This is a genomic window from Nocardia sp. N2S4-5 (genome assembly GCF_044628355.1).
GTDB lineage: Bacteria > Actinomycetota > Actinomycetes > Mycobacteriales > Mycobacteriaceae > Nocardia > Nocardia wallacei_B.
The window spans coordinates 6665735-6689693 of the sequence record NZ_JBIUPM010000001.1; the positions used below are offsets into that span (position 1 = coordinate 6665735).

The following is a 23959-nucleotide window of genomic DNA, read 5'->3' on the forward strand; positions in this document are numbered from 1 at the left end:
CCATGAGCGATCAGGAAGTCCCGCCCCCCGCCGCCGACCCGTGGAAGGGCCTGCGCGGCGTGATGGCCGGCGCGCTGGTGCTGGAAGCGATCACCGTACTGCTGGCACTGCCCGTGGTGAGCTCGGTCGGCGGCGGCCTGAGCTGGTGGTCGGTAGCCTGCCTGGTCGGCCTGGCGGTCCTGATGATCGTCGGCGCAGGCCTGCAAAGGCGATCGTGGGCACTGCCTTTCAACCTGTCCCTACAGGTCCTACTGCTGCTGGGCGGCTTCATCCACATCTCGATCTTCGTCATCGGCGTAGTCTTCGCCGCAGTCTGGGCCTTCATCCTCCTCCTGCGCTCCGACGTCCGCCGCCGCATGGACCAGGGCCTCCTCCCCAGCCAACGAGCCTGAAACCATCCGCCCAAAGACCACCCGGTCTGGTTCGCGGCCCGGCTCGGTTTTCAGCGGACGAAGCGCATGCGCGAAGCGCGAGTCTCGTCCGCTGAAAACCGAGCCACAGGGGGCCGCGAACCCGCGGCGCCGAAGGCGACGCCAAAGGCCCAAGCTAGAGTGTCGCCGTGACTGAGCAGACGTTGGTACTCATCAAGCCCGACGGCGTGGCCCGGGGGCTGATCGGTGAGGTCATCACCCGCATCGAGCGCAAGGGACTGAAGGTCGCGGCCCTGGAGCTGAAGACGGTCTCCGAGGAGCTGGCCGCGGCCCACTACGCCGAGCACGCCGAGAAGCCGTTCTACGGTTCCCTGATCGAATTCATCACCTCCGGCCCGGTCGTGGCGGCGGTCCTCGCGGGACCGCGGGCGATCAGCGCCTTCCGGCAGATCGCCGGCGGCACCGATCCGGTCGAGAAGGCGGCGCCGGGCAGTATCCGCGGCGACTTCGCGCTCGAGACCCAGTACAACCTCGTGCACGGCTCCGACTCGCCCGAATCCGCCAAGCGCGAGATCGCGCTCTGGTTCCCCGAACTTCCCCAGTAGGACCGCGTCGAACACCGTGCCCGGGGCCGCGGCCCCGCCGGAGATCGGCGGGGTTCGCGGGGCCCGCGCGCCGCCGCGGGAGTACGTCGATGGCGAACGCCCGGCGCACGGTGTGGGATACTGGCTGTGGAAGTGATCGACGCCCGCCGTTTGCGGCAGGTGGCGGTCGCGGCCATGGCACCGCGGTTCGACGCCGATCATCGCTGCCCACGGACGGTTACCAAGACTCGGCCATCCGGTGGGCACGCTGGATGAGCGCTCGCATCCGGTGTTGAAGCCAACAGCCAGGCGCCGCGTGACCAGTTAGCCGACCGACGAACGACAAGGTGATAACGGGGCACGCGGGGCGAGACCATAGGACCTCGCGCCCCCGCGGCGTGAGGCGAACGAACAGTGCCCCCGCGTCGGCCGCGTCACCTCCCCGTACGGGAGGGACGCGCCCGGGGGCCCGAGGAGATTTCGTGGCCGATCAAGAGCCGCTGGGAACGTCGAAAAGTAATGGTGAACCCGCTTCCGAAGAGGCGGCCGGGGCAGGGGAGGCGGCGCAGTTGCCCGAACGTATCCGGGTCCATGCGCTGGCAAAACTGCTCGGCACCACCAGCAAACGCATTCTGGCCCATCTGACCGAACTGGGCGCCGAGGCCCGCAGCGCGCAGTCCAGCCTGGACCGCACGGTGGCCGAATCGGTGCGGGAGGCGCTCGTCCCCGAGGCTTCGGAGCCGGGCACAGCCGCGCCGCCCGCCGAGGCCGCCGCCGCGCCTGCCGATACCGCGGAGCCCGCCGAGCCGGAGAAGCTCGCAGGCGTCCACGCGGACCGCGGTATCCGTCGGCACGGCGGCAGCGAGCGGTGGCGCGGAGTCCGCCGAGCCGCCGTCGTCCGAGACCGCGCGGTCTGAACCTGCCACCCCCGACCGCCCGCTGCGGCAGTCGTTGTTCACCAGTCCCTTCCACGCCCCGGAACCGCCCGCTCCCGAGCCGGTGGCCTTCGAGCCGCCCGCCGTGGTGGCCGCGCCGCTGTTCCTGCCGCCCGACGCGACCGCCGCCCAGGAGATGCGGCGCAAGCTGCGTGCCGAGCGGCAGGCCCCGCCCGAGGAAGAGAAGAAGGCCGCGCCGGTCGAGGAGGCCGCGCCCGAGCCTCCCGCGGCGGCGGAGCCGAGCAAGCCGGCCGAACAGCAGGCCGACGACGCCGACACCGACACCGACGACACCGAGAACTCGTGGGACGACGACCAGTCCCGCGACGACGGTGACGACAGCAACCGCTCACGCCGCCGTCGCCGGGGTCGTCGCGGTCGCGGCCGCGGACGTGGCGAACAGCACAGCGACCAGGACGACGACAACGAGGACGAGCAGAACTCCGAGGACGACTCCGCCTCCGAGGACGACGAAGCCGCCGAGAACGGGTCCGACGAGGACGCCGTGCCGGAGGGCTCCAGCCGCCGTCGCCGCCGTCGCCGTCGTCGCAAGGCGGGGGAGGACGCCGAGCCCGAGGCGAGCGAGGACGATCCGCCGAACACCGTTGTGCACGAGCGCGAGCCGCGCAACAAGCGCCGCGGCTCCGGCGACGAGGTGCAGGGCATCAGCGGTTCGACGCGCCTCGAGGCCAAGCGGCAGCGCCGGCGCGACGGGCGTGAGGCCGGCCGTCGCCGCCCGCCGATCCTGACCGAGTCGGAGTTCCTGGCCCGTCGCGAATCGGTGGACCGCGTCATGGTGGTGCGGGAGAAGACCTTCCCCGAACACCCGGCCGCGACCGTCCAGGTCGCCGTGCTCGAGGACAACATCCTCGTCGAACACTTCGTGACCAGCAGCGGCCAGGCGTCCATGGTCGGCAACGTGTACCTGGGCAAGGTGCAGAACGTGCTGCCCAGCATGGAGGCGGCGTTCGTCGACATCGGCCGCGGCCGCAACGGCGTGCTGTACGCGGGCGAGGTGAACTGGGAGGCCGCCGGACTCGGCGGCAAGGAGCGCAAGATCGAGCAGGCGCTCAAGCCCGGCGACACCGTGCTGGTGCAGGTGTCCAAGGACCCGGTCGGGCACAAGGGAGCCCGGCTGACCACGCAGATCTCGCTGGCCGGCCGCTTCCTGGTCTACGTGCCGGGCGGCTCGTCCACCGGCATCAGCCGCAAGCTGCCCGACACCGAGCGCAAGCGTCTCAAGGAGATCCTGCGCGACATCGTGCCGCAGGATGCCGGGGTCATCATCCGCACCGCGTCCGAGGGCGTCGCCGAGAACGAACTGGCTCGCGACGTGGAGCGGCTGCAGGCCACCTGGAAGACCATCGAGAACCAGTCCAAGAACGGCTCCGGAGCGCCGAAGACGCTCTACGAGGAGCCCGACCTGCTGGTCAAGGTGATTCGCGACCTGTTCAACGAGGACTTCTCGAAGCTGGTCATCGAGGGTGACCGGTCCTGGACCACGGTCGAGAACTACATTCGCACGGTGGCGCCGGATCTGCTGACCCGCGTCGAGCGGCACGAGAACACGAACGTCGACGTCTTCGGCAGCTTCCGCATCGACGAGCAGCTGGCCAAGGCGCTCGACCGCAAGGTGTGGCTGCCCTCCGGCGGCACCCTGGTCATCGACCGCACCGAGGCCATGACCGTCATCGACGTCAACACCGGCAAGTTCACCGGCGCGGGCGGCAGCAACCTGGAAGAGACGGTCACCCGGAACAACCTGGAGGCGGCCGAGGAGATCGTGCGGCAGATGCGTCTGCGCGATATCGGCGGCATGATCGTGGTCGACTTCATCGACATGGTGCTCGAGTCGAACCGGGATCTGGTGCTGCGCCGCCTGACCGAGGCGCTGGGCCGCGACCGCACCCGGCACCAGGTGTCCGAGGTGACTTCGCTGGGTCTGGTGCAGATGACCCGCAAGAAGCTGGGCACCGGGCTGGTCGAGGCGTTCTCCACCACCTGCGAGCACTGCCACGGGCGCGGCATCCTGGTGCACAACTATCCGGTCGAGACCCCGGCCGTCGAGGAGAGCGGCGGCCGTCGCGAGGGCCGTCGCCGCCGCAAGGACAAGACACCGGCGCCCGCGCCGGTCGCGCCCGCCACCAACGGGACCGCCGCACCGGTCGAGCCGCACACCGAGGAGGACGCGGCCGTCAAGCGGGCGCATCCGGTGGCGCTGGCGATGGCCGCGCATCAAGCCGAGGAGGCCGCCACGGTGGCGACCGTCGAGGCCGATCTCGCGGTGGCGGCCGCCGAAGCGGTGCAGGAAGCCGCCGAGGCCGACCTCGAGGTGATGTCTTCGACTGCGGCGCAGGCGGATTCGGGCACGAGCCGGACCACCGATCGCGCGGGCTCGGAAGAGAGTACGCCGGGGCGGTCGCGGCGGCGGGCCCGGCGTGGCAGCCGGTCGGCCGCACTGCGAGCCGAGGCCGCGGCGAACGCGGCCGAGGCGGAGGAGCGGGAAGCGGCGACGGCGAGCGATGCCGAAGAGTCCGGTGTCGGTCGGTCGGTGGCCGAGGCGGCCGACGCCGATGTGGTATCCGAGACTCCCGCGGTGTCCGGCGCCGCGCCGGAATCCGTTGCGACGTCCGGGGACGAAGGCGAGGTTGCTGCCGAGGCGGCTGCCGCTGAGGTCGAGGGTGACGCCGAGGCTGATGATGCTGCGGCCACGATCGCCGAGGGCACTGCGACCGAGAGCGTCGGCGATGCTTCGACCGGTGAGCAGGCCGCCGGCGCCCGCCGGGGGCGTCGCCGGGTGGCGCGCACCACCGCGGCTCCCAGCACCGACAGCGAGGGCGCGGTGTTCGTGCTCTCCAGCGCGGAGCAGGAGCAGCCGGCCGTCGACTTCACCGACATCCCCGCCGCTCCGGTCGAGCCGCGCAGCCGTCCGCGCCGCCGGTCCGCCGGACGGGCCGCGGGAGCGCCGGAACAGCCGAACTGAGGGTAGGACCAGCGACGGCCCGCACCGGATCGGTGCGGGCCGTCGGCGTTCGCGCCCGCGCGTCACCCCGGTTTGGCCGGGCGGGTGCGGGTCCTGTAATCTTGGCCAGTCGCTGCTCGGTGACAGCATTGCGCTGTGTCACCTGAAAGCTGTGGCGCTTCTCGAAGCGCAGCGCGGAAGCAGCGTGATTACCAGACCAGACGTACGGCGGTCTCCGGTTGTCGACCGGGAGTCGTCGCATGAGCAAAGTGCCGAGCACTAGTAGAGGAAGAGGGTAGCCGACCGATGGCAACGTACGCGATCGTCAAGACCGGCGGAAAGCAGTACAAGGTCGCGGTCGGTGACCTGGTGAAGGTCGAGAAGATCGAGGGTGAACCGGGCGCGGCGGTGTCGCTGGCGCCGGTGCTGGTCGTCAACGGCTCGGAGCTGACCACCGATGCGGACAAGCTGGCCAAGGTGTCGGTGTCCGCCGAGGTCGTCGAGCAGACCAAGGGCCCGAAGATCCGCATCCACAAGTTCAAGAACAAGACCGGCTACCACAAGCGTCAGGGCCACCGTCAGAAGCTGACGGTCCTGAAGGTCACCGGCATCAAGTAAGCGACTACGGGGTTTCACCCCAAGTACGAGGAGTTCAACAACCATGGCACATAAGAAGGGTGCGTCCAGCTCTCGTAACGGTCGCGACTCGAATGCCCAGCGGCTCGGCGTGAAGCGCTTCGGCGGCCAAGCCGTCAAGGCCGGCGAGATCCTGGTCCGTCAGCGCGGCACGCACTTCCACCCGGGCGTGAACGTCGGCCGCGGCGGTGACGACACGCTGTTCGCCCTCGAGGCGGGCGCGGTCAAGTTCGGCACCAAGCGTGGCCGCAAGACCGTCAACATCGTGGTTCCGGAGCCGACGCAGGCCTGAGCCGCGCGGAGCCTTCCACCACACTTCGAAGCGGGTCAGGGTGACAAACACCCTGGCCCGTTTTCTGTTTGCAGCCGACCATTCGAGAAGGAGGATGATCAGGAATATGTCCAAGTTCATCGATCGCGTCGTGCTGCATGTGCGCGCCGGTAAGGGCGGGCACGGATGTGCTTCGGTGCATCGGGAGAAGTTCAAGCCGCTGGGTGGGCCCGACGGCGGGGACGGGGGCAACGGCGGGGACGTGATCCTCGAGGTCGATCCCAATGTGCACACCCTGCTGGACTTCCACTTCCACCCGCACGCCAAGGCGGGCAACGGCAAGCCCGGCGAGGGCGGCAACCGCAACGGCAAGCAGGGCGGTGAGCTGCTGCTGAAGGTGCCGGACGGGACCGTCGTGATCGGCCCGGACGGCGATATCGTCGCTGACCTGATCGGGGCGGGCACCCGGTTCGTGGCGGCCCGCGGCGGCCGCGGCGGACTCGGCAACGCGGCCCTGGTGTCGCGGGCCCGCAAGGCGCCCGGCTTCGCGCTGCTCGGCGAGGAGGGCGAGGAGCGCGATCTCGTCCTCGAGCTGAAATCGGTCGCCGATGTCGGGCTCGTCGGATTTCCTTCGGCCGGTAAGTCGTCGCTGGTGTCGGTGCTGTCCGCGGCCAAGCCGAAGATCGCCGACTACCCCTTCACCACGCTGGTGCCGAATCTGGGCGTGGTGTCCAGTGGCGACACCACCTTCACCATCGCCGACGTGCCCGGTCTGATCCCAGGGGCGAGCGAGGGACGCGGCCTGGGCCTGGACTTCCTGCGCCACCTCGAGCGGTGCGCGGTGCTGGCGCACGTGGTGGACTGTGCCACCCTGGAGCCCGGTCGCGATCCGGTGTCGGACGTCGACGCGCTGGAAGCGGAGCTGGCCGCGTATCAGCCCGCGCTGCAGGCCGATGCGGGTCTCGGCGATCTGGCCGATCGGCCGCGCGTGGTGATCCTCAACAAGGTCGACATCCCCGACGCCGAGGAACTGGCCGAGCTGGTGACACCGGAGTTCGCCGCGCGCGGCTGGCCGGTTTTCCGGATCTCGGCGGTGAGTCGGGAAGGCTTGCGGCAGTTGACTTTCGCGCTTGCCGAACTGATCCGTGAGTACCGAGAGGCGCATCCGAAGGCGGCCCCGAAGCGTCCGGTCATCCGGCCGGTGGTGCGGGGCGAGAGTGGCTTCACGGTGGCCGTCGACCCGGAGGTCGAGGGCGGCTTCATCGTGCGCGGCGAGCGCCCGGAACGCTGGGTGCGCCAGACTCAGTTCGACAACGACGAGGCCGTCGGCTTCCTGGCCGACCGGCTGGCCCGGCTGGGCGTGGAGGCGGAACTGGAGCGGCTGGGCGCCGAGCCCGGCGCGCCGGTCACCATCGGCGACATCAGCTTCGAGTGGGAACCGCAGATCTCCGCGGGCGTGGATCTGGTGATGACCGGCCGCGGTACCGATCCCCGGCTCGATCAGACCGAACGCATCTCGGCGGCCGAGCGCAAGCACGCCTCCCGGGTGCGGCGCGGGCTGGTCTCGGAGGACGAGGACGGCCAGTGAGGCCGTCGAACGGTGCCGCGGCGCAACGATGTTCGGTGTTGTGGAGTGAGTTCTGTTATGACGCAGGTTGATTCGGGTCAGGACATCAGCGAGGCGCGCAAAGCCGTCGCGACCGCGCGCAGCGTGGTGGTGAAGATCGGGTCGTCGGCGCTGACCAGTTTGGCGGGCGGTCTCGATACGGGACGGCTGGACAAGCTGGCCGACGCGGTCGAGGCGCGGATGCGGGCGGGGTCCGATGTCGTCGTGGTGTCCTCGGGCGCCATCGGGGCGGGGATCGCGCCACTCAAATTGTCTTCGCGGCCAAGGGATCTGGCCACCAAACAGGCGGCGGCGAGCGTCGGGCAGCTGGCGCTGGCGCACGCCTGGGGTACGTCGTTCGCGCGATACGGCCGGACGGTCGGGCAGGTGCTGCTGACCGCCGGTGACTTCTCCCGCCGCGAGCATCACCGCAACGCCCAGCGGACGCTGGACCGGCTGCGCTCACTGCACGCGATCGCGGTGGTCAACGAGAACGACACCATCGCCACCGAGGAGATCCGCTTCGGCGACAACGATCGGCTGGCGGCGCTGGTCGCGCATCTGGTCGGCGCGGACGCGCTGGTGCTGCTGTCGGATGTGGACGGTCTCTACGACGGCGACCCGCGCAAGGGCGCCGCGAACTTCATCCCCGAGGTGCGCAGCAGCGCCGACCTGGACGGCGTGATCGCCGGTAGCGGCGGTGCGCTGGGCACCGGCGGCATGGCGTCGAAACTGTCGGCGGCCCGCCTCGCCGCCGACGCCGGGGTGCCGGTATTGCTCGCGGCCGCGACCGATGCCGCCGCCGCCCTCACCGGCGCCTCCGTCGGCACCGCCTTCGCCGCCCGCCCGGTCCGGTTGTCCGCCCGCAAGTTCTGGGTCCGGCACGCCGCCGACAGCCGCGGCGCGGTGCTGCTCGACGAGGGCGCGGTACAGGCCGTCGCCCAATGCCGCCGCTCCCTCCTGGCCGCCGGCATCACCGGCGTCCGCGGCCGCTTCCACGGCGGCGACGTCATCGACCTGATCGCCCCCGACGGCCACGTCGTCGCCCGCGGCGTCGCCGAATACGACAGCACCGAACTACAGACCATGGTCGGCCGCTCCACCACCGACCTCCCAGAAGGCATGCAGCGCCCCGTGATTCACGCAGACGATCTGGTGAAGGTGTAGCAGGGGAACCGGATCATGCCGGACGAATGAACGGCGTGCTCGCCTCGAGTGTTTTATTCGGCGCTCGGGTAGCGAATGCTCATGCGTCGCTCAGCCGCTGTAGGAGGTGGGCGTGGTCGCGTTTGGGGGCGGTGTTCCTCCGACGGCGCGGTGATGAGCGTGTTGTTGTCGGGGTGTTCGACTTGGATGGTCTCGTGCAGCTGATGGTGGAGTTGTTCCGGCCGGCGGGCTGCAAAAACCATCGCGCATTTCCTCTGTCGACTGATATGCCCTGTCACCTGTCGTGGTGTCAGGGTTGCGGGACGGGTGAGTTGCTCAGCGGCCGGGTGGGCTGACTCCGGGTTGTTCGGGAGTGGTGGGGCTGGAGGTGTCCGGGATCGGGCCGGTGATGCCGGGCTGGCCCTCCTCGTCGGAGAGAGGTGGGCCGGGCTCCAGTGGGGGTGGGGGCGTGTGTGGTGGCGGGGCCGGGGCGGGCTCGGGGGCCGGGGGTGGTGGGGGCACCGGGGACGGTGGCGGCGCGGCGGGTGGCGGAGCCGTCTCGGTCGGGGGTTGCGGCGGTGCGGGCGTGTGCTCCGGCGTGGGGATGGGTGCAGGTTGCGTGGTTGGCGGCGGAGGGGTTGTGGGCGTGGAGGATTGGGGCGCCTGCTGTCCCGGAGTGGAGGGCTCCGGCCGGGGTGGTTGCGGACCGTCCGGGCCGGGCGTGGAGTCCTGCGGGGGTGACGATGGTGTGGGTGGGGTAGGCGTTGTCGGCGTGGAGGATTGGGGCGGCTGGGGTGCTTGCTGTCCCGGGGTAGGGGACTCTGGCCGGGGTGGTTGTGGACCGTCCGGGTCGGGTGCGGAGTCCTGCGGGGGCACGGAGCCTTGTGGCGGCGCGGTGTGCGGCGCTGGATCCTGTGGCGGGGCGGTGTGCGGTGCCGGGTCCTGTGGCGGTGCCGGATCCTGTGGTGGTGCCGTGTGTGGGGACGAGTTTTGCGGTGGAAGGGATTGGGGGGCAGAGGGTTTCGTGGGGGAAGAGTCGGGGGCGCCGCCGGGGAGGGCCGGGGAGTCGGGGAGGGCTGGGACTGCGGTGCCTGCGGCGGTGTAGGCGGGCTTGTAGATCATGTTCATGGCCAGCAGCGCCTCTTGGCGCAGGGCCTCCTGTGCCAGCTGGGCGTCGAGGACGTGTGCCGCCTCCAGGATTCGGGCGATCGCGCCGATCGGGCCGGAGTTGCCGGGGGGCACGACGGCCAGTTTCACCGCTTCGGCCGCGGCGGCGAGCGCGCCCAGGCGGGCGCCGACCTCGCCCATGATCGCGGCCAGCTCCTCGACGGATTCGGCCAGGCCGCGGGTGCACGCGTCGGCGGCGTCGGCGGCCGCGCCCTGCCAGCCCGCGCCGTTCATCGCCCGGTCCACCTCGTTGCGCGTCAAGGGCATGGAGGTGGTGAGGGTGCCCGCGGCCTCCAGCCACACCAGCGAGGCCTGCAGGATCTCACCGGCGTCGATGCGCTGGGTGCCGGCGTGGATCTGCTCGTGCGTCAACGACTCGAAATGCTCCATCGCGCTGATGTAGTCCGGGTCGTTGCGGCGCGGCTGCGGACCGTACCGGTATTCCGTGGTCATCGCGACAGCCTCGTGGAGACCGCGCGCAGTGCGGCGGCGTGCGCGGCATCGGCCTCCTCGTACAGTCCGGCGCTGATCAGGAAGCCCTCCTTCATCCGATAGGAGGCGGCGATGTGCCGGTCGAGCAGTTCGGCGGCGTCGCGGGCCTTGCGGGAGAAGCCGGCCTGCAGTTGCTCCGCGGAGAAGAAGCCGCCGAAGCCGTGCAGCTGCGACACCGATTCCAGGCGCTGCTGCAGGTGACGCAACCGGGCGATCTGCTGGTCGTAGAGTTCCGCGCACCGGCGAGCCGCTGCCGGGTCGAACCGGACCGAGCCGTGCTGCGCCGCGTCCAGGAACTTGGCGATGTCGGCCTGACTCGCCTCGATCGTCATGCGCACCCCCTCTGATCGGTCGGTCGTGACCCAGCCTAATCGGTCGGGCGGGTCCCGGTCAGCCGTGCGGCCGGTTCACCTCGCAATCCGTTTCTGTAGGTGCGCGGCGAGCTGCTGCGCCGAGGCGGGGACGATATGCACCTCGTCACCGGCGCGAATCAGGTAGCGGCCGTCGTCGGCGACGTCGATCCAGGTGTAGTAGACCGGCGCGGGCGGATTGTCCCGATCCAGGGCCGCCTCGATGCGGATGTGCCCCTCGGCCGTGTGCGGGCGCAGCAACAGCCGCCGGATGCGGGGACTCTCGGCTGCGTGGCCATCACCGTCTCCTCGTCGCGGACCGCCGCCGTGGGCGCCGAACGCGCGGGCTCGCGGCCCGGTGGCGTCTCCGGCAGCAGCGCCGCGATCCGCGCGCCCAGCTTGGCGCTGTGGCCGATGGAGAGGTGCACGACGCCGCCGAAGCCGGGACAGCCGCCGGGTTCCTGCACGGCGAGCACGGCGTGGTCGTAGACGGCCGCGCCGAGCGCGCGGATCTCGCTGCCCGGCCCGTGCCCGCCGCCGAGGGCCACCACCCGGGTCTGTGGCTGGGCGAGAATCCGCAGGCAGGCGGACAGATCGGGGTCGGCGCGCAGCGGTAGCCGGGCCTCCAGGGTGCGCCGCAGCGCCGCGGCCTCGTCGTCGGTGCGCGGCGTTTCCAGGATCCGCAGCGGGAACGGGTGGCGATCCAGGTCGGTCTCGCGCCAGATGTGTGCGAACTCGTCCGGTGTGAAAGACCAACTCACGCCGACAAACACCCTTCGCCGATGGTCACGAGCGTCTCGTAGCCTAGCCCGGCGCCGTGCGGGCGGCCAGGCGATATCGAATCCGCGATCTGCGGAAATACGCGTTAACACCTCTGGATACCGATCCTATATCTCAACAACACCGTGGTGACCGCCTGCGCACCAGTTGGTTTGAGATCGCTCCGAGTGAGGAACGGCCCCAGGGTCGGGTATGTCGGATATACCCGTGGCGAGTCCGCCACGTAGGCGGTGCCGCGTCAGCGACGGGAGGGTGTGTGCAGGTAGTGAGTCCCGACACCGAGGGTGCCGAGGCCGGCGGAGGTAAGGCGCGTGGGCTGTGGCGATTGCGGGAGAGCGGGTTCCGGGTACCGGAGTGGGTGGTCCTGGAGGCCGGGTTGTTCGACCACCTCGACGACGAGTTAGTCACGGCGGCAGCGGCATTCGCGCGGACAACGGATGTCGGCGAGGCGTTGCGGCGCGGCGCGGCGCTGCGTGAGCGGATCGCCGCGACGGCCCTGCCGGTGGTGGTCGCCGACCGGGTGCGGGCCGCCTGCGCACAGTTCGGCGACGCGGCGATCGCGGTCCGGTCGTCGGCGTCCGCGGAGGACGGCGCGACGTATTCCTTTGCCGGACAGTTCGATTCGTTTCTCAACCGGCGCGGCGTCGAGGCGGTGGGCGCCGCCGTGCGAGCCTGCTGGGCATCGGCGTTCGCCGAACGGGTGATCCGCTATGCGTTCGCCCACGGTCTGCCGCTGCCGGGCGTTCCGGCGGTGCTGCTGCAACGCTTGGTCGAGGCGCGGACGAGCGGCGTGCTGTTCACCGCGAACCCGATGACCGGCGCACCGGACGAACTGGTGGTCGGCGCGGTATACGGCCTGGGCGAAGGGCTGGTCTCCGGTGCGGTGGACGCGGATTCCCTTGTGGTCGACAAGCTTTCCGGAGCCGTCGTGGAATCGGTGCACGGCGAGAAGACCACCGCGATCCGACCCGACGGCGACCACGGCTGCGTCGAGGTCCCGGTACCGGAGCAGCAGCGCGCCGCGCCGGTGCTGTCGGAGGCCGAGCTGACCGAGCTGGTCGAACTGGGCCGCCGGGTGGAGGCGGCGCTGGGCGCGCCCCAGGACATCGAATGGGCCGCGGACGCGGACGGGCTGTGGGTCTTGCAGGCCCGCCCGATCACCACCCCGGTCGGCGCCCCGCTACGCGGCGCCGGGGAGCGGCTCGACCCCGATGAACTGCGCATCTGGGACAACTCCAACATCCTCGAGAGCTTCAACGGCATCACCTCGCCCCTCACGTTCACCACCGCCGCCGACATCTACGGCCGGGTCTACCGCGGCTACGCCGAATCGCTGCGGGTACCGTCCCGGCAACTGCGCCAGACCGACGACTGGACCGGCGTCCTGCTCGGCTGCTTCCACGGCCGCGTCTACTACAACCTGCTGCACTGGTACCGGATGGTGGGTATCGCGCCCGGCTACCCGCTCAACCGCCGGGTCTTGGAGGCGGCCTTGGGTGTCGCCGAGCCGCTGCCCGACGAGATAGCGAAAACGCTGCGGCCCTTCACCTTCCGCAATCCGCTCGCCCGATTGTGGTCGCGCACGGTGACCACGGCGGTCTACGTGCGCCGCATCGCGGGCATAGACGGCATGATGCGGCGGTTCCTGACCGAGTTCTACCGCGTCTACGACGAATTCGACACGGTCGACGACGCCGCGCTGACCGGCGAGCAGGCCTATGCCCGCTACCGGCAGCTGGACCGGGAACTGGTCCGGCGCTGGGGGCCGATGATGGTGCTGGACGCGATGCTGCTGACCCTGACCGGCCTGCTGTACGTGCTGACCAAAGCATTCCTGCCCAAGGCGCCGGAATGGTTCCTGTACGCGGTCGCCGGACCGGGCGAGGAGGTGGAGTCGGCCGAGCCCGCGCGCGCGATGGCGGCTCTGGCGGAGGTCGTACGCGCCGACCCGGAACTCCGCGCCCTCATCGAATCGACTGCGCCGGAAGGCATCCGGGACGAACTCGCCAGCGCGGGCCGGACCGACTTCCTCGCCCGCGTCGACGAGTACATCGCACGCTACGGCTATCGCAGCATCGATGAACTGAAGCTCGAGACACCGGATCTGCGTGAGGATCCGGCGAGCCTGTTCGTGCTGCTGCGCGCCGCCCTGCCGCAGGAGCAGACGCGCCGCGGCACCGAGGCCGAGACCTATCTGGACGAGCATCTGCACGGCGTGCGCCGGGCACTGTACGAACGGTTGCGCCGCAAGGTCGGCCGATGCGCCGCACATCGCGAACGGCTCCGGTTCTGCCGCACCCGCGCGTTCGGGATGGTGAAGCGGATGATCCGGGTGATGGGCCGGGATCTGGCCGCGCGCGGCGTCATCGACGATTTCGCCGATGTGTTCCAGCTGACCGTGCAGGAGTTGCGAGGCTGCTACGAGGGCGCGGACACGGGCTCGCTGCGGGCCCTGATCGCCGCGCGCACTCAGCAGCGGGCGGCCGATGCCCGGCTCGTCGCCCCCTCCCGGTTCGTCACGCGCGGACCGGGATTCGGGCGCGCGGAACTGGCGGCGCAGGGCTGGGTACCGATCACCGATATGCCCGCCGCGACCGCCGGGGCCGTGCTCACCGGGACACCGTCCGGACCCGGGGTGGGCACCGGCCCGGCCGTCGTGGTCGACCAGCCGCGCGACGTGTCGGGCGGCGTGCTGGTGACCTACCGCACCGATCCCGGCTGGGTGGCCGCGCTGCCGTCGGCGGCGGCGCTGGTGATCGAGCGCGGCAGCCCGCTGACCCACGTCGCGATCGTGGCGCGCGAACTGGGCGTGCCGACCGTCGTGCAACTGCGCGACGCCACCACGATGCTCCGCACCGGCATGTCGATTCGAGTCGACGGCACCGGTGGCACCGTGACGGTACTGGCCGAAGGAGACGGTCCCCATGCAGGCTGACAACGATATCGACGCGGTGCGGGGCTGGCTGGCGAATCCGGCCACCGACACCGGCATTCATCTGGCCGACGAGGCCGACGGCTGGGAGTTCCGGTCCTATCGGGAGCTGGCCGAGCTGGCGTGGGCGGTGGCCGCGCGCCTGCGGGCCGCAGGGCTGGGCGACGGCGAGGGCGCCTGCGTGATCATGCCGACCGGATTCCCCTGCGTCGCAACGTTCTACGCGGTGTGGGCGGCCGGCGGCGTGTTCACCCCGATCGCCCCGCCCACCTTCGGTGATCTGGCCCAATACATTTCGCATGTCGCGGCCATTCTGCGGCAGGCGCGTCCACGGCTGGTGGTGACCTCGGCCGACCTGCGTCCGCTGGTGTGCCAGGCCATGGCCGAGGCCGGACGAACCGATGACCCGGTGCTCGCCGACGACCCGGAACCGGTGTCCGAGCGGGAATTCGGTGCGCCCGCCGAGTGCGCGCTGTTGCAGTTCACCTCCGGTTCGACGGGGACCCCGCGCGGGGTGCGGGTGTCGTGGCGGAACCTGGCCAACAACATCGAGATGATCACCCGTCTGGTGGACTGGCGCGACGGCGAGGCGATGGCGTCCTGGCTGCCGCTGTATCACGATATGGGCCTGGTCGGCGCGTTCTTCACCACCGTCACCAATCAGGGCGACCTGTATCTGATGCGGCCGGACCAGTTCATTCGCGACCCGATGCGGTGGTTGCGGGCGATGACGCACGCGCAGCACACGCCGTCGCCGTCGTTCGCGCTCGGCTATGTGGCACACCGGGTTTCGCCCGAGGAGGTGGCCGGGCTGGACCTGTCGGGGTGGCGGACGCTGGCGGTGGGTTCCGAACCCGTCGAGGTCGCCGATCTGCACGCGTTCACGGAAATGGCCGGACCGCAGGGCTTTTCGGCACGCGCATTCACCCTTGCCTACGGCTTGGCCGAGGCGACCCTGATGGTGACCTCCTCCGCGCGCGAACGACCCGTGACGGCCCTGCGGCTGGACGGCGCGAGCCTGCGGTTCGGGCAGCCGGTCCGGCCGGTGGCCGAGGCCGAACTCGGCGACGGCCGCTGGGTGACGGGTCCGGGCTGGATCACCGGGCTCGGCTTCTCGACGGCGGAGTCGCAGGTGCGGGTGGTCGACGAGGACGGCCGCGAACTGCCGGACGGCACGCTCGGGGAGATGGTGGTCACCGGCGACTCCGTGGCGCTGGGCTACACCACGACCACCGAGGGCGGCACCCGCATCGACAACGGGCGGCTCTACACCGGCGACGCCGGATTCCGCTACCGCGACGAGGTTTTCGTGCTCGGACGGATGGGCTCGAGCCTGAAGGTGCGCGGACGGTCGGTGTTCATGGAGGACATCGAATCGCGGGTCGCCCGCGAAACCGGCATCACCAAGGGCAAACTCGCCGCGGTCGCCCACACCGACGCCGGCGCCCAGGGCATCGTCTTGTTCGCCGAGACCGCGCCGGGTCCGTGGCTGGAACAGGCCCGCAGTGTGCTGCGGGCCGCGCTCGGACCGGCGCAGACCGCGCGGATCGTCACCGGCCCGCGCGGCTTCATCCGACGCACCTCGAGCGGCAAACCGCGCCGGCGGCACATGTGGCAGCTGTTCGGCGACGGGGGCCTGGAAGGCGCCGTGGTGCACGACCCGACCGACCGCGACCAGGACGCACAGGACGGCCCGCGACCCGAACCGGTGCTGACCGTCGCGGCGGCCCGGCGGCTGCTCGACCGTGCCCTGGACCAGGTGAGTGTGCCGGCGCGGTCGGCGGTGCTGTTCGAGGGCTCGCTGGCGGAGGGTTTCGGCAACGAGGGTTCCGACGTCGACTTCCTGGCCGTCGCGCCCGGCGACGAGGACCTGCCGACGCTGCCCACGGTGCTGTTCCTGGACGGACGCCGGGTGGAGGTGCGTACCCGTTCGGTGGCTCAGTTGCGCGCGCAGCTGCGGCGGGTGGCGCAGGCCACGGACCCGGCCGCGCTGGACGAGGACGTGCTCAACCGCTGTCAGCGTTTCCTGCGCGCCACCGTCCTGCGCGCCGATCCCGGCTCCCCGGAACTCGCCGAACTGCTTGCGCTGCTGCCGAATCCGGAGTTCGCGCGCAAGGCGGGCGAGTGGTGGGCCGAACGCGCCCGCCAGGCCCTGCGCTATGCGGTCGCCCTCGCCGCCCTCGGCGAGCGGGAGGAGGCCGAGGCCTGGGCTCGCGACGGGTTGGTGCAGGCGGTCAAGGCCTGGGCCACCGGTTACGGCGAGACCTACATCGAAACCAAATGGCTGCCCGAGCAATTGGACCGGATACTCACCCAGCCGGTGAGCGGTGAGCCGGAACCGCATGCGGCGGAACTGGCCAATCGTTATCGCGCGCTGCCGGAATCGGCGACGGTCGCCGAAATCGTCGCGCTGGCTGCGGAATTCGGCGTGGCCGGGGTGGCGGACGATCCGGATCAGGTGGTGCTGGCCCGGATGCCCGGGGTGACGACCTGGGGCATCGGCGAGCGCGTGCACGTGCTGCGCGCGGACCGCGATGTGTTCGTGCTGTCGGACGCGGCCGGGCGCGCCTGGCGATCGGTGGTGGTGCGGCGGTCCCTGCGAGAGGTGCTGGGGCGCGCCGACATCGGGTCCGAGCTGGCCGAGTTCGTGCGGCTGGGGTTGGTCGGATTGCAGTGGCGCGGCGACGGTCCGATCACGCCGGCACTGGCGATGTGCAAGCCGCTGCGCCCGTACACCCCGGCGCCGGGACCGGCGGTGCCGGTACTGGGACTGTCCGGCGCCGGACGGGAGGACGCGGCGATCGCGACGCTCGCACCGCTGCCCGCCGAGCGGTTCACCGCGTGCGCGCTCGACCTGGTGTGGTCGAACGTGGTGCTGGAGAACGCGCGAGAGGATCTGGTCGGCGCGATGAAGGGAGGTCAGGGCGCCGTCGCCGACATCGCCGCGCACCGCATGGTGGCGATGGCGGTACGGATGGTGCTGTGCGCGTACGGAATTCATCCGCTGCCCGCGGACGTCGCGCCCGGACCGACACTGACGCGGCTGCTTCCGGCCGCGGCCTCCCGTCGCGGGGAACTGCTGCGCTCCGTCGAGGAGGCCGGCCGGGTAAACTTCGCGCAGACGCTCGCGGCCGGTGAGGACGCCCTGGCCGAGCTGGCTCGGCTGGACGATCTCGTGGCTCGGGTGCGCGGCCACGTCGGCGGCGGCGACTTCCCGGCCTCCTTCGACTCCCGAGAGCAGTGGCGGCGCACCCTGGACATCAGCTACGACTGGCTGCGCGTCGCCGGCTATCTCGACACCGACCTGCCGCTCGACGAGGCCCGTGATCTGCTCACCTCCGGCGGCAGGCAACCCCATCTGCGAGAAGGAGGACCGCGATGACCGGCGTGGACAGTGATGTGGCGCAGCGTGTCCGGCATCTCGTCGTCGCCATGGCCCCCCAGCCGGGCGGAACGGGAGACGATCGGCGGCTCGTGGAGGACCTCGGGTTCGACTCGTTGCGACTGATGGAGCTGACGGTGGTGCTGGAGCGGGCCTTCGGCCTTCCGCGCTACCGGCCCGAGCAGGTGGCCGGGGTACTCCGGGTCGGCGACGTGATCGCCCTGATCGAACGGACGCTGTCGTGACGGGGCGGTCGGAGGTCCTGATCACCGGCGCCACCGGGCTGGTCGGATCCGAGGTCGCGGCCCGGCTCGTCGCCGCGGGCAGCCCGGTAACCGCTGTGCTGCACCGTAATTCGCGACTGTCGAACAACGAGGGCGGTCCGGTCGACGGCGTGCGGACGGTGCGCGGTGACGTTCGGCAACCCGGCTTCGGCCTGGACGCCCGGACCGAGGCCGAGCTGGCGGAACGGGTCGGCGTGCTCGTGCACGCCGCGGCCACCACGGCCTTCGACGCCACCGCCGCCGAGTACGACGACCTGAATGTGCGCGGCACGGCGCACGCCGTCGAGCAGGCCCTGCGCTGGGACGTTCCGCTGGTGCACGTCAGCACGGCCTACGTGTGCGGCCTGCGCGGCGGGACGATCGGCGAGGACGAACTCGAGGCCGGGCAGGAGTTCGGAAACGGCTACGAGGACAGCAAGTTCCGCGCCGAGCTGCTCGTCCGGGGCACCCCGGGGCTGCGGTGGGCGATCGTGCGTCCGGGCATCGTCACCGGCGCCACCGGCACCGGGGTGATCCGCGACTACAAGAACCTGTACTCCGTGGTGAAGCTGATCGTGGAGGGCAAGCTGCGGTCGCTGCCGGGCCGTTACGACGCCACCCTCGCGCCCGCGCCGGTCGATCATGTCGCCGACGTGATCGCAGCGGTCACCGCCGATGCCGAGACCTGGTGCGGCAGCACGTTTCACGCGGTCGGCCGGGACAGTCTGTCGCTGCGGGAGGTCTCGGATGTGCTGGCCGAGTACCCGTCGTTCCACGTCGCGACGTTCGTGCCGGAGACCTCGTTCGACGCCGACGATCTCGAGCCGATCGAGCGCGAGTACTACCTGCGCGTCGGCGCGCTCTACACCAGCTATTTCGCCCGTAGGGTGCGGTTCGCCACGGCGAATGCCGAAGCGCTGCTGGGCCGTCCGGGCCCCGAGAGCGGCAAGGAATACCTGCGGGTGCTGCTGGATCACTGCCTGGAATCGGGGTATCTCGGCACACCGCTGCCGTCGATCGAGGAGGTGCTGGCGGCCGCCGGAGTGGACGAGGAGCGGCCGCAACCGGTCCTCGGAGCCGATCGGGGTGACCGCCGATGACCGCCGCGCTGCGTGACCTGCTGGTCCCGCTCACTCCGCTGCCCGCCAAGGCGGACATCTACAGCGGCGACACCTACGTGCAGGAATCCGTCGCACAGCTGGACGAGGCTGGTCTGGACGCCGCGAAATTCGCGCGCGAGCACTCGATGCTGCTGTTGAAGCCGGACGCCATCGTCGGCCGCGCCGTACTGCCCACCCTGCAATGGCTGCGCGACAACGACTTCCGGGTGGTGAGTGCGCGCCCGCTGGCGGTGAACCGCCATCTGGTGCGCGCCCTGTGGTACTACGCCTGGAATATCGCCTCCCCCGAACGGCGTCGCCTCGCCGATCTGCTGGTCGGCATCTCCGATGCCCTCGTGCTGGTGGTCGGTGGACCGGTGGGCGAACTCCCGACACCGGTGCGCCTGACCGCCGCGAAGGGCGCGACCGACCCACGCAAGCGGCGCCCCGGCGAACTGCGCCACCTGCTCGGCCGCGACAGCTTTCTGCTCAACCTGGTGCATTCGCCGGACGATCCGGCCGACGTGCTGCGTGAACTCGCCATCTATTTCGACGAGCACACCCGCTCGCGGGTGCTGGCGGATATCGGCACCGGCACGGAGTGCTCGGGACACGCGGCGGAACTGGCCGAAGAACTCTATTCCCGAACGCCCGCACGCGAATTCGAACGCGATGCGGCGATCGAGCGCATTCTGGCCGACCTCGGCGGACCGCCGGACGGCTTCGATCCGCGGTCCGACGAGGCCTGCGCGGCGCTGCTGCGCGCGGCCTGGGCGGCGGATCGAGCGATGGATCCGTGGTCGGTGATCGTGCTCGGATCCCAGGTACTTCCCATGCGCACCGGAACCGGACCGCAGACCTTGCGGCCGGTCGGCGCACCCGACTGGTTGGAGGGTCTCCCATGACGACGGACACCGCGATGGTGCGGGCCGCGAGCCACGTGCGCACGATCTCCCGGCAGCTGGCGCACCGCTGCGCGGTCTCGGAGGTCTTCGTCACCTCGCTGCACGCGCGGTCGCCGGAGGAGTTCGTGGCCGGCGCTCAGCTCCCGCGCATGCACGCCTACTACGGCGATCACATCGAACCGCTGGTGGCGCAGTACGATCCGCTGCTGGTGATGGAGGCCGCGCGCCAGGCCGCGATCGCGATCACGCACGAATACTTCGCCGTGCCACAGGATATGGCGTTCGTCGTGCGCGAATTCAACGGCACCGCCGCCGATACCGCGGCGTGGTCGATCGGCCGGGCGCCCGCCGACCTGGTGATGACCGTCGGCATCGCCCGGCGGCACCGGCGTCAGGGCGTCGTCTGCGGGCTGGACATGGTGCTCGAGATCGACTGCGGGGGAACGCCCATGATGACCGTCGACGGCTCGTTCTTCTGGATCACTCAGCGGCAGTGGGCCAGGACACGCACCGAGTTCCGGGAAAGCCTGGGGCTCGGGCCCTTTCACACCGCGCCCGCGCATGCCGAGCGGGCGAACGCGGCCGCCGTGGGCCGGGAGAACCGGCGCAATGTGGTGGTCGCACCGGTCCGGCACGCGGGTGTGTCGGCCACGGCCGCCCTCGCCGCGGACACCGCGCACCCGTTTCTGTTCGATCACCCGCTCGACCACGTTCCCGGTAGCCTGCTGATCGAGGCGGCCCGCCAGACCGCCGTGGCCATGCTGCTGCCGCGCACGCCGCGCTTGCGGCGGGTCGCGAGCAGGTTCGACCGCTTCGTGGAACTGGACCGCGGCGCCGAATGCACGGCCGAACTCGTCGGTTCCGCGCCGGACACGGTCCGATGCGACGTGCTCCAGTGCGGTGCGTCGGCCGCCCGCATCGAGCTGGAGTTCGCGGCGGGGCAGGCGTGAATGGCGAAAACGGCTGGGCACGACGATGAGTGAAGGGACCGCGGTGCGGCGGGACGGGAATGCCGCGATCCGCCTCGCCCGGTTCACGCGGGCGCGCTACGAACCGCACTACCTGCTGTACGCGGTGCTGTTCACGCTGGCGCTGGAGGCCACGGCCGCGCTGGTGTCGCATCCGAACGCGCCGTGGCGGCCCGCCGGAGCCACCGTTGTCCGGATCGTCGTGGTGGCGTTCGTGCTGCTGTACCTGCGCATGGTGGACGAGCAGAAGGATCTCGACTACGACCGCGTGCACCATCCCGATCGGCCGCTGGTGACCGGTGCGGTCCGCGCCTCGGACCTGCGAGTGGCGATGGTCTTGATCGCGGCCGGTGCGATCGCGGGATCGCTGGCGCTGTCGGTGAATTCGGCGGTGACGATCGCCGCTGCCTTGGCCTACGGCCTGGCGCTGTGGGGTCTCGAACGGGTGTCGGCGACGGTCCGCGACGCGATCATGGTCAATCTGGCGGTCACCTATCCGGTGCAGCTGTTCATCATCGGCTACCTCGTCGTCTCGGCGATCGACACCGGTCAGGTGGCGTCCGGATGGCCCGCCGCGGCGGTGGCCGTGCTCTTCGCGGGGGCATTCCTGCAGTTCGAGTTCGCGCGCAAGACGGCTCGCGCACCGCGGCCGGGGGAGTGGTTCTATTCGAACGTGCTCGGTGCGGCCGGGAGCACGGCCGCCGGGGTGGCGTGCGCGGTGATCGCGGTGGCCTGCGATCTGATCTTGGTGCGGCCCTGGACATTCGACGTGCCCGGTGCGCTGGTCGCGTGGATTCCCCCGGTGTTGCTGGTACTACCGCTGTGGGGCGCGATACGGTTCGCGCGGGCGCCCCGGGACGAGCCGTATCCGCTGGTCCCGGCCGTGCTGTTCGTGCTCACGCTGTACGCCGCCCTGATCGCGCAGGCGCTCGTTCTGCCCTGAGCCACCGCGATGGTCACCGCAGGGCCACCGAAAGGGCAGTGGGAGGGCCGGGCGAAACGCGCATGCTTGACAGTGCACCCGGCGCCGCAGGAGATGTCCCCTTCGCAGATTGCGGCGCGCCGGATCCGGCGCGGTCCGCCCTTGCCGCGCCGGGCTCGCGGTCCGGCGTTTCGCGTGTGGCGCCGGGTGCGCCCGTTCGCCGCTTGGAGGTACACCGAGATGTTCGTACCGCAACCGGACGGTGTGGACCGACCGTCCGCCGGGCCCATGGTCTCCGGCCGAGGTGTGCGACGCTCGCGCGCCGCGCGATGGCGCACGGACGGCCCCGCTCCCATCCTGCCGGACTGGCACGAACTGCTGGCCGCCTTCCTCGGCCATATCGGCGACCAGCCCGGCGACCACCCCGTGACCCGTTGGGCGCAGGACCTCGCGGCACTGCACCACCAGCGCCGCGGCGATCCGCTGCGTTCGGCCGAAATCGACGGCCGCCGTGGCGAACTCATCGCACGGATCGACCGCTGGGCGGCCGAGCACACGGTGGCCCGGCCACGCACCCGGTCGCTGGGCGCGGCCGTCGACGCCATGGCCGCGGCGCAGGTTCGCGCCGCCCACCTGCTACGCAGCATCGACGACGTCGGCGACGAGCGGGTGTACGCGGCCTGGTTCCTGCTGGCGACGCTGGCCGACGACTGGACCGGCCTGGTGCAGCAGACGGCCGGACCGCAGTGGCCGCAGCCCGATCGCAGCGTGGCCGGGGAGAGCGGCTGACCGTGGTCAGCGCCGTCGACGACGGCGCGGGCGCTCGGGGGCGGCCGGGGTCTGCTGCAAGGCCAGATCCAGCATGGCGGTTCCGGCGTCGCGGATGATGGTGTCGAGATCGTCCAGCACGGTCACCACCGCGGCGCGGGCCGCGTGCAACTCCTCCGGTGTGCTGAACTCCTGTTCGAAAACCGCACGGACCGTGTGCAATTGCAGTCCGATATCGAACAGGTGCCGGACCAGGCGGTCGTTGGATTCCGGAATGGTGTGCGGCGCCTCCGGCATCGCGACCGCGGTGTCGAATGCGACGTGCGCCGGCTCGGCGTCGTCCGTGACCGCGTGGAGCGGGGGAACGACGGTGGCACCCGATTCTTCGGGTGCGGTGACCGCGCGAGCGGACCGAGCTGCGTGATGCGCGACAGCGGGCATGGCAACCTTCTGAGATAGGGGAAGAGGCCCCCAGCCGCGCTACTGGACTCGGGAAGGACTTCTGTCAGAAGTGTAGCCGCCTCGGATATCGGCCGAGGCCGCTGTGTTGTCAAGGAAGTGTGACCGTCACATATCGCCAGGTGCCGAACGAGACCGACTGGGACGGTTGAAATGCGGCGGCGTCGGGTCCGCGCCGGTGACGCCGCGGATGACGGCGGCGGCGACGGTCACGAGTTTCACGTTGCCGCGCTGGGACGCGGCGCGCAGCACTTCGAACGCACCGTCTCGGTCGCAATGTCGTTGTGCCATCGTGATTCCCAGAGCCTGGTCGATGATCGAGCGCGAGGCCAGGGCCGCCTGTAACTGCGCGGTCAGCTCGGTCTGGCGCGCCATGCTGATCGCCGAGGCCAGCAGTACCGCGGTGTGCTGACCGGTGAGCGAAATGGCCTGGAGCGCAGTCAGATCGAAGGCGTCCTGATGCGCGGAGTAGAGATTGAGCGTGCCCACCGCCGCGCCGTCGACCAGCAGCGGTTGCGAATGTACCGAACGGATGCCTTGTTCCAGCATGCGGGCGGGATAGGCGCCCCAGCGCTTTTCGGCCGCCATGTCGGTGACGGCGACCGGCTCGGCGGTGTGCAGCGCCTCCAGACACGGGCCCAGGCCCTGGCCGCGTTGCAGTTCGTCGATCACGGTCGCGTGCGGGCCGGTCGAGGCCACCGTGACCGTTTCGTCGTTGCGGCGCAGCGTGATTGCCACCATCGGCCGGTTCGGCAGCATGCGCGCGGTGATATCGGCGATGTCGCGCAGCGAGGACTCGACATCGGGGGTGGACAGCACCAGCGTGGTCAGTTCCGCCAACCCGATCGCGAATTCGTCGGGATGGTACGGTTCCGAGGTCATCAGTCTTTTTAGCACTTCGCAGTTTGACCGGATGCGATTACGGGAACGTCGTTAGGACCCCGATGCACACGGTTCACG

At 70.7% G+C, this 23959-nt stretch carries 21 protein-coding genes; 16 read left to right on the forward strand and 5 right to left on the reverse strand.

Features of this window, described 5'->3' with window-relative positions; all coding sequences use genetic code 11:
- Positions 1–2: 2 nt before the first annotated feature.
- The 8 genes from ACFMRZ_RS30845 to proB all read left to right on the forward strand — a co-directional run bounded on the left by ACFMRZ_RS30845 (position 3) and on the right by proB (position 8532).
- Positions 3–392: a DUF4233 domain-containing protein gene (locus tag ACFMRZ_RS30845; RefSeq protein WP_400181770.1), complete on the forward strand. Its 390-nt coding sequence runs from the start codon at positions 3–5 to the stop codon at positions 390–392.
- A gap of 167 nt (positions 393–559) precedes the next feature.
- Complete coding sequence (gene ndk / locus ACFMRZ_RS30850) at positions 560–976, forward strand: nucleoside-diphosphate kinase (protein WP_400181771.1); 417 nt, start codon at positions 560–562, stop codon at positions 974–976.
- Positions 977–1437: 461 nt separating this feature from the next.
- Entirely contained in the window at positions 1438–1872 is a 435-nt protein-coding gene (locus tag ACFMRZ_RS30855; protein ID WP_400181772.1) for a translation initiation factor IF-2 N-terminal domain-containing protein, read from the forward strand.
- Between the two features lie 34 nt (positions 1873–1906).
- Positions 1907–4873 (forward strand): Rne/Rng family ribonuclease, encoded by a 2967-nt coding sequence (locus ACFMRZ_RS30860; RefSeq protein ID WP_400181773.1) that lies wholly within the window; start codon positions 1907–1909, stop codon positions 4871–4873.
- A gap of 285 nt (positions 4874–5158) precedes the next feature.
- Entirely contained in the window at positions 5159–5470 is a 312-nt protein-coding gene (gene rplU / locus ACFMRZ_RS30865; protein ID WP_040747090.1) for a 50S ribosomal protein L21, read from the forward strand.
- Positions 5471–5513: 43 nt separating this feature from the next.
- A complete protein-coding gene (gene rpmA, locus ACFMRZ_RS30870; protein ID WP_280276264.1) occupies positions 5514–5780 on the forward strand; it encodes a 50S ribosomal protein L27 in 267 nt (88 codons plus the stop codon).
- 106 nt (positions 5781–5886) lie between these two features.
- Positions 5887–7347 (forward strand): GTPase ObgE, encoded by a 1461-nt coding sequence (gene obgE / locus ACFMRZ_RS30875; protein WP_400181775.1) that lies wholly within the window; start codon positions 5887–5889, stop codon positions 7345–7347.
- A 57-nt stretch (positions 7348–7404) separates the two neighbouring features.
- A complete protein-coding gene (gene proB / locus ACFMRZ_RS30880) occupies positions 7405–8532 on the forward strand; it encodes a glutamate 5-kinase (RefSeq protein WP_400181776.1) in 1128 nt (375 codons plus the stop codon).
- A 315-nt stretch (positions 8533–8847) separates the two neighbouring features.
- Here proB and ACFMRZ_RS30885 read toward each other — a convergent pair whose 3' ends face one another.
- The 3 genes from ACFMRZ_RS30885 to ACFMRZ_RS30895 all read right to left on the reverse strand — a co-directional run bounded on the left by ACFMRZ_RS30885 (position 8848) and on the right by ACFMRZ_RS30895 (position 11281).
- Positions 8848–10131 carry a hypothetical protein gene (locus tag ACFMRZ_RS30885; protein ID WP_400181777.1) on the reverse strand — a complete coding sequence of 428 codons (1284 nt, stop codon included), beginning with the start codon at positions 10129–10131 and terminating at the stop codon, positions 8848–8850.
- On the reverse strand, positions 10128–10502 hold the full coding sequence (locus ACFMRZ_RS30890) for a hypothetical protein (protein WP_280276260.1): 375 nt from the start codon (positions 10500–10502) through the stop codon (positions 10128–10130). Before ACFMRZ_RS30890 ends, ACFMRZ_RS30885 begins: the two co-directional genes overlap by 4 nt.
- A gap of 158 nt (positions 10503–10660) precedes the next feature.
- Positions 10661–11281, reverse strand: coding sequence for an ESX secretion-associated protein EspG (locus ACFMRZ_RS30895; RefSeq protein WP_400181778.1), 621 nt, complete (start codon positions 11279–11281; stop codon positions 10661–10663).
- Positions 11282–11556: 275 nt separating this feature from the next.
- Between ACFMRZ_RS30895 and ACFMRZ_RS30900 the strand changes: the two genes are divergently transcribed.
- The 8 genes from ACFMRZ_RS30900 (at position 11557) to ACFMRZ_RS30935 (ending at position 22561) form a co-directional block, all read left to right on the forward strand.
- On the forward strand, positions 11557–14235 hold the full coding sequence (locus tag ACFMRZ_RS30900; RefSeq protein WP_400181779.1) for a phosphoenolpyruvate synthase: 2679 nt from the start codon (positions 11557–11559) through the stop codon (positions 14233–14235).
- Positions 14225–17614: an AMP-binding protein gene (locus ACFMRZ_RS30905; protein WP_400181780.1), complete on the forward strand. Its 3390-nt coding sequence runs from the start codon at positions 14225–14227 to the stop codon at positions 17612–17614. Before ACFMRZ_RS30900 ends, ACFMRZ_RS30905 begins: the two co-directional genes overlap by 11 nt.
- Positions 17611–17859 (forward strand): phosphopantetheine-binding protein, encoded by a 249-nt coding sequence (locus ACFMRZ_RS30910; RefSeq protein WP_400181781.1) that lies wholly within the window; start codon positions 17611–17613, stop codon positions 17857–17859. The genes ACFMRZ_RS30905 and ACFMRZ_RS30910 overlap by 4 nt, the downstream gene beginning before the upstream one ends.
- Positions 17856–18977 (forward strand): SDR family oxidoreductase, encoded by a 1122-nt coding sequence (locus ACFMRZ_RS30915; RefSeq protein ID WP_400181783.1) that lies wholly within the window; start codon positions 17856–17858, stop codon positions 18975–18977. Before ACFMRZ_RS30910 ends, ACFMRZ_RS30915 begins: the two co-directional genes overlap by 4 nt.
- Positions 18974–19882 (forward strand): nucleoside-diphosphate kinase, encoded by a 909-nt coding sequence (locus tag ACFMRZ_RS30920; RefSeq protein WP_400181784.1) that lies wholly within the window; start codon positions 18974–18976, stop codon positions 19880–19882. The genes ACFMRZ_RS30915 and ACFMRZ_RS30920 overlap by 4 nt, the downstream gene beginning before the upstream one ends.
- Positions 19879–20832: a ScbA/BarX family gamma-butyrolactone biosynthesis protein gene (locus ACFMRZ_RS30925; protein ID WP_400181785.1), complete on the forward strand. Its 954-nt coding sequence runs from the start codon at positions 19879–19881 to the stop codon at positions 20830–20832. The genes ACFMRZ_RS30920 and ACFMRZ_RS30925 overlap by 4 nt, the downstream gene beginning before the upstream one ends.
- 25 nt (positions 20833–20857) lie before the next feature.
- Positions 20858–21793, forward strand: coding sequence for a hypothetical protein (locus ACFMRZ_RS30930; protein ID WP_400181786.1), 936 nt, complete (start codon positions 20858–20860; stop codon positions 21791–21793).
- A 219-nt stretch (positions 21794–22012) separates the two neighbouring features.
- Positions 22013–22561: a DUF4254 domain-containing protein gene (locus ACFMRZ_RS30935; RefSeq protein WP_400181787.1), complete on the forward strand. Its 549-nt coding sequence runs from the start codon at positions 22013–22015 to the stop codon at positions 22559–22561.
- 6 nt (positions 22562–22567) lie between these two features.
- Here the strand turns inward: ACFMRZ_RS30935 and ACFMRZ_RS30940 are convergent, their stop codons facing one another.
- Positions 22568–22981, reverse strand: coding sequence for a hypothetical protein (locus ACFMRZ_RS30940; protein ID WP_400181788.1), 414 nt, complete (start codon positions 22979–22981; stop codon positions 22568–22570).
- A gap of 126 nt (positions 22982–23107) precedes the next feature.
- Complete coding sequence (locus tag ACFMRZ_RS30945) at positions 23108–23881, reverse strand: GAF and ANTAR domain-containing protein (protein WP_400181789.1); 774 nt, start codon at positions 23879–23881, stop codon at positions 23108–23110.
- Positions 23882–23959: the final 78 nt, after the last annotated feature.

Bases quoted from the DNA above. Each gene is read 5' to 3' on its own strand.
- proB (WP_400181776.1), top strand. From the start codon at position 7,405: ATGACGCAGGTTGATTCGGGTCAGGACATCAGCGAGGCGCGCAAAGCC.
- ACFMRZ_RS30920 (WP_400181784.1), top strand. From the start codon at position 18,974: ATGACCGCCGCGCTGCGTGACCTGCTGGTCCCGCTCACTCCGCTGCCC.
- ACFMRZ_RS30905 (WP_400181780.1), top strand. From the start codon at position 14,225: ATGCAGGCTGACAACGATATCGACGCGGTGCGGGGCTGGCTGGCGAAT.
- ACFMRZ_RS30890 (WP_280276260.1), bottom strand. From the start codon at position 10,502: ATGACGATCGAGGCGAGTCAGGCCGACATCGCCAAGTTCCTGGACGCG.
- ACFMRZ_RS30910 (WP_400181781.1), top strand. From the start codon at position 17,611: ATGACCGGCGTGGACAGTGATGTGGCGCAGCGTGTCCGGCATCTCGTC.
- rpmA (WP_280276264.1), top strand. From the start codon at position 5,514: ATGGCACATAAGAAGGGTGCGTCCAGCTCTCGTAACGGTCGCGACTCG.
- ACFMRZ_RS30925 (WP_400181785.1), top strand. From the start codon at position 19,879: ATGACGACGGACACCGCGATGGTGCGGGCCGCGAGCCACGTGCGCACG.
- obgE (WP_400181775.1), top strand. From the start codon at position 5,887: ATGTCCAAGTTCATCGATCGCGTCGTGCTGCATGTGCGCGCCGGTAAG.
- ACFMRZ_RS30845 (WP_400181770.1), top strand. From the start codon at position 3: ATGAGCGATCAGGAAGTCCCGCCCCCCGCCGCCGACCCGTGGAAGGGC.
- ACFMRZ_RS30935 (WP_400181787.1), top strand. From the start codon at position 22,013: ATGTTCGTACCGCAACCGGACGGTGTGGACCGACCGTCCGCCGGGCCC.
- ACFMRZ_RS30885 (WP_400181777.1), bottom strand. From the start codon at position 10,131: ATGACCACGGAATACCGGTACGGTCCGCAGCCGCGCCGCAACGACCCG.
- ACFMRZ_RS30940 (WP_400181788.1), bottom strand. From the start codon at position 22,981: ATGCCCGCTGTCGCGCATCACGCAGCTCGGTCCGCTCGCGCGGTCACC.
- ACFMRZ_RS30930 (WP_400181786.1), top strand. From the start codon at position 20,858: ATGAGTGAAGGGACCGCGGTGCGGCGGGACGGGAATGCCGCGATCCGC.
- rplU (WP_040747090.1), top strand. From the start codon at position 5,159: ATGGCAACGTACGCGATCGTCAAGACCGGCGGAAAGCAGTACAAGGTC.
- ACFMRZ_RS30945 (WP_400181789.1), bottom strand. From the start codon at position 23,881: ATGACCTCGGAACCGTACCATCCCGACGAATTCGCGATCGGGTTGGCG.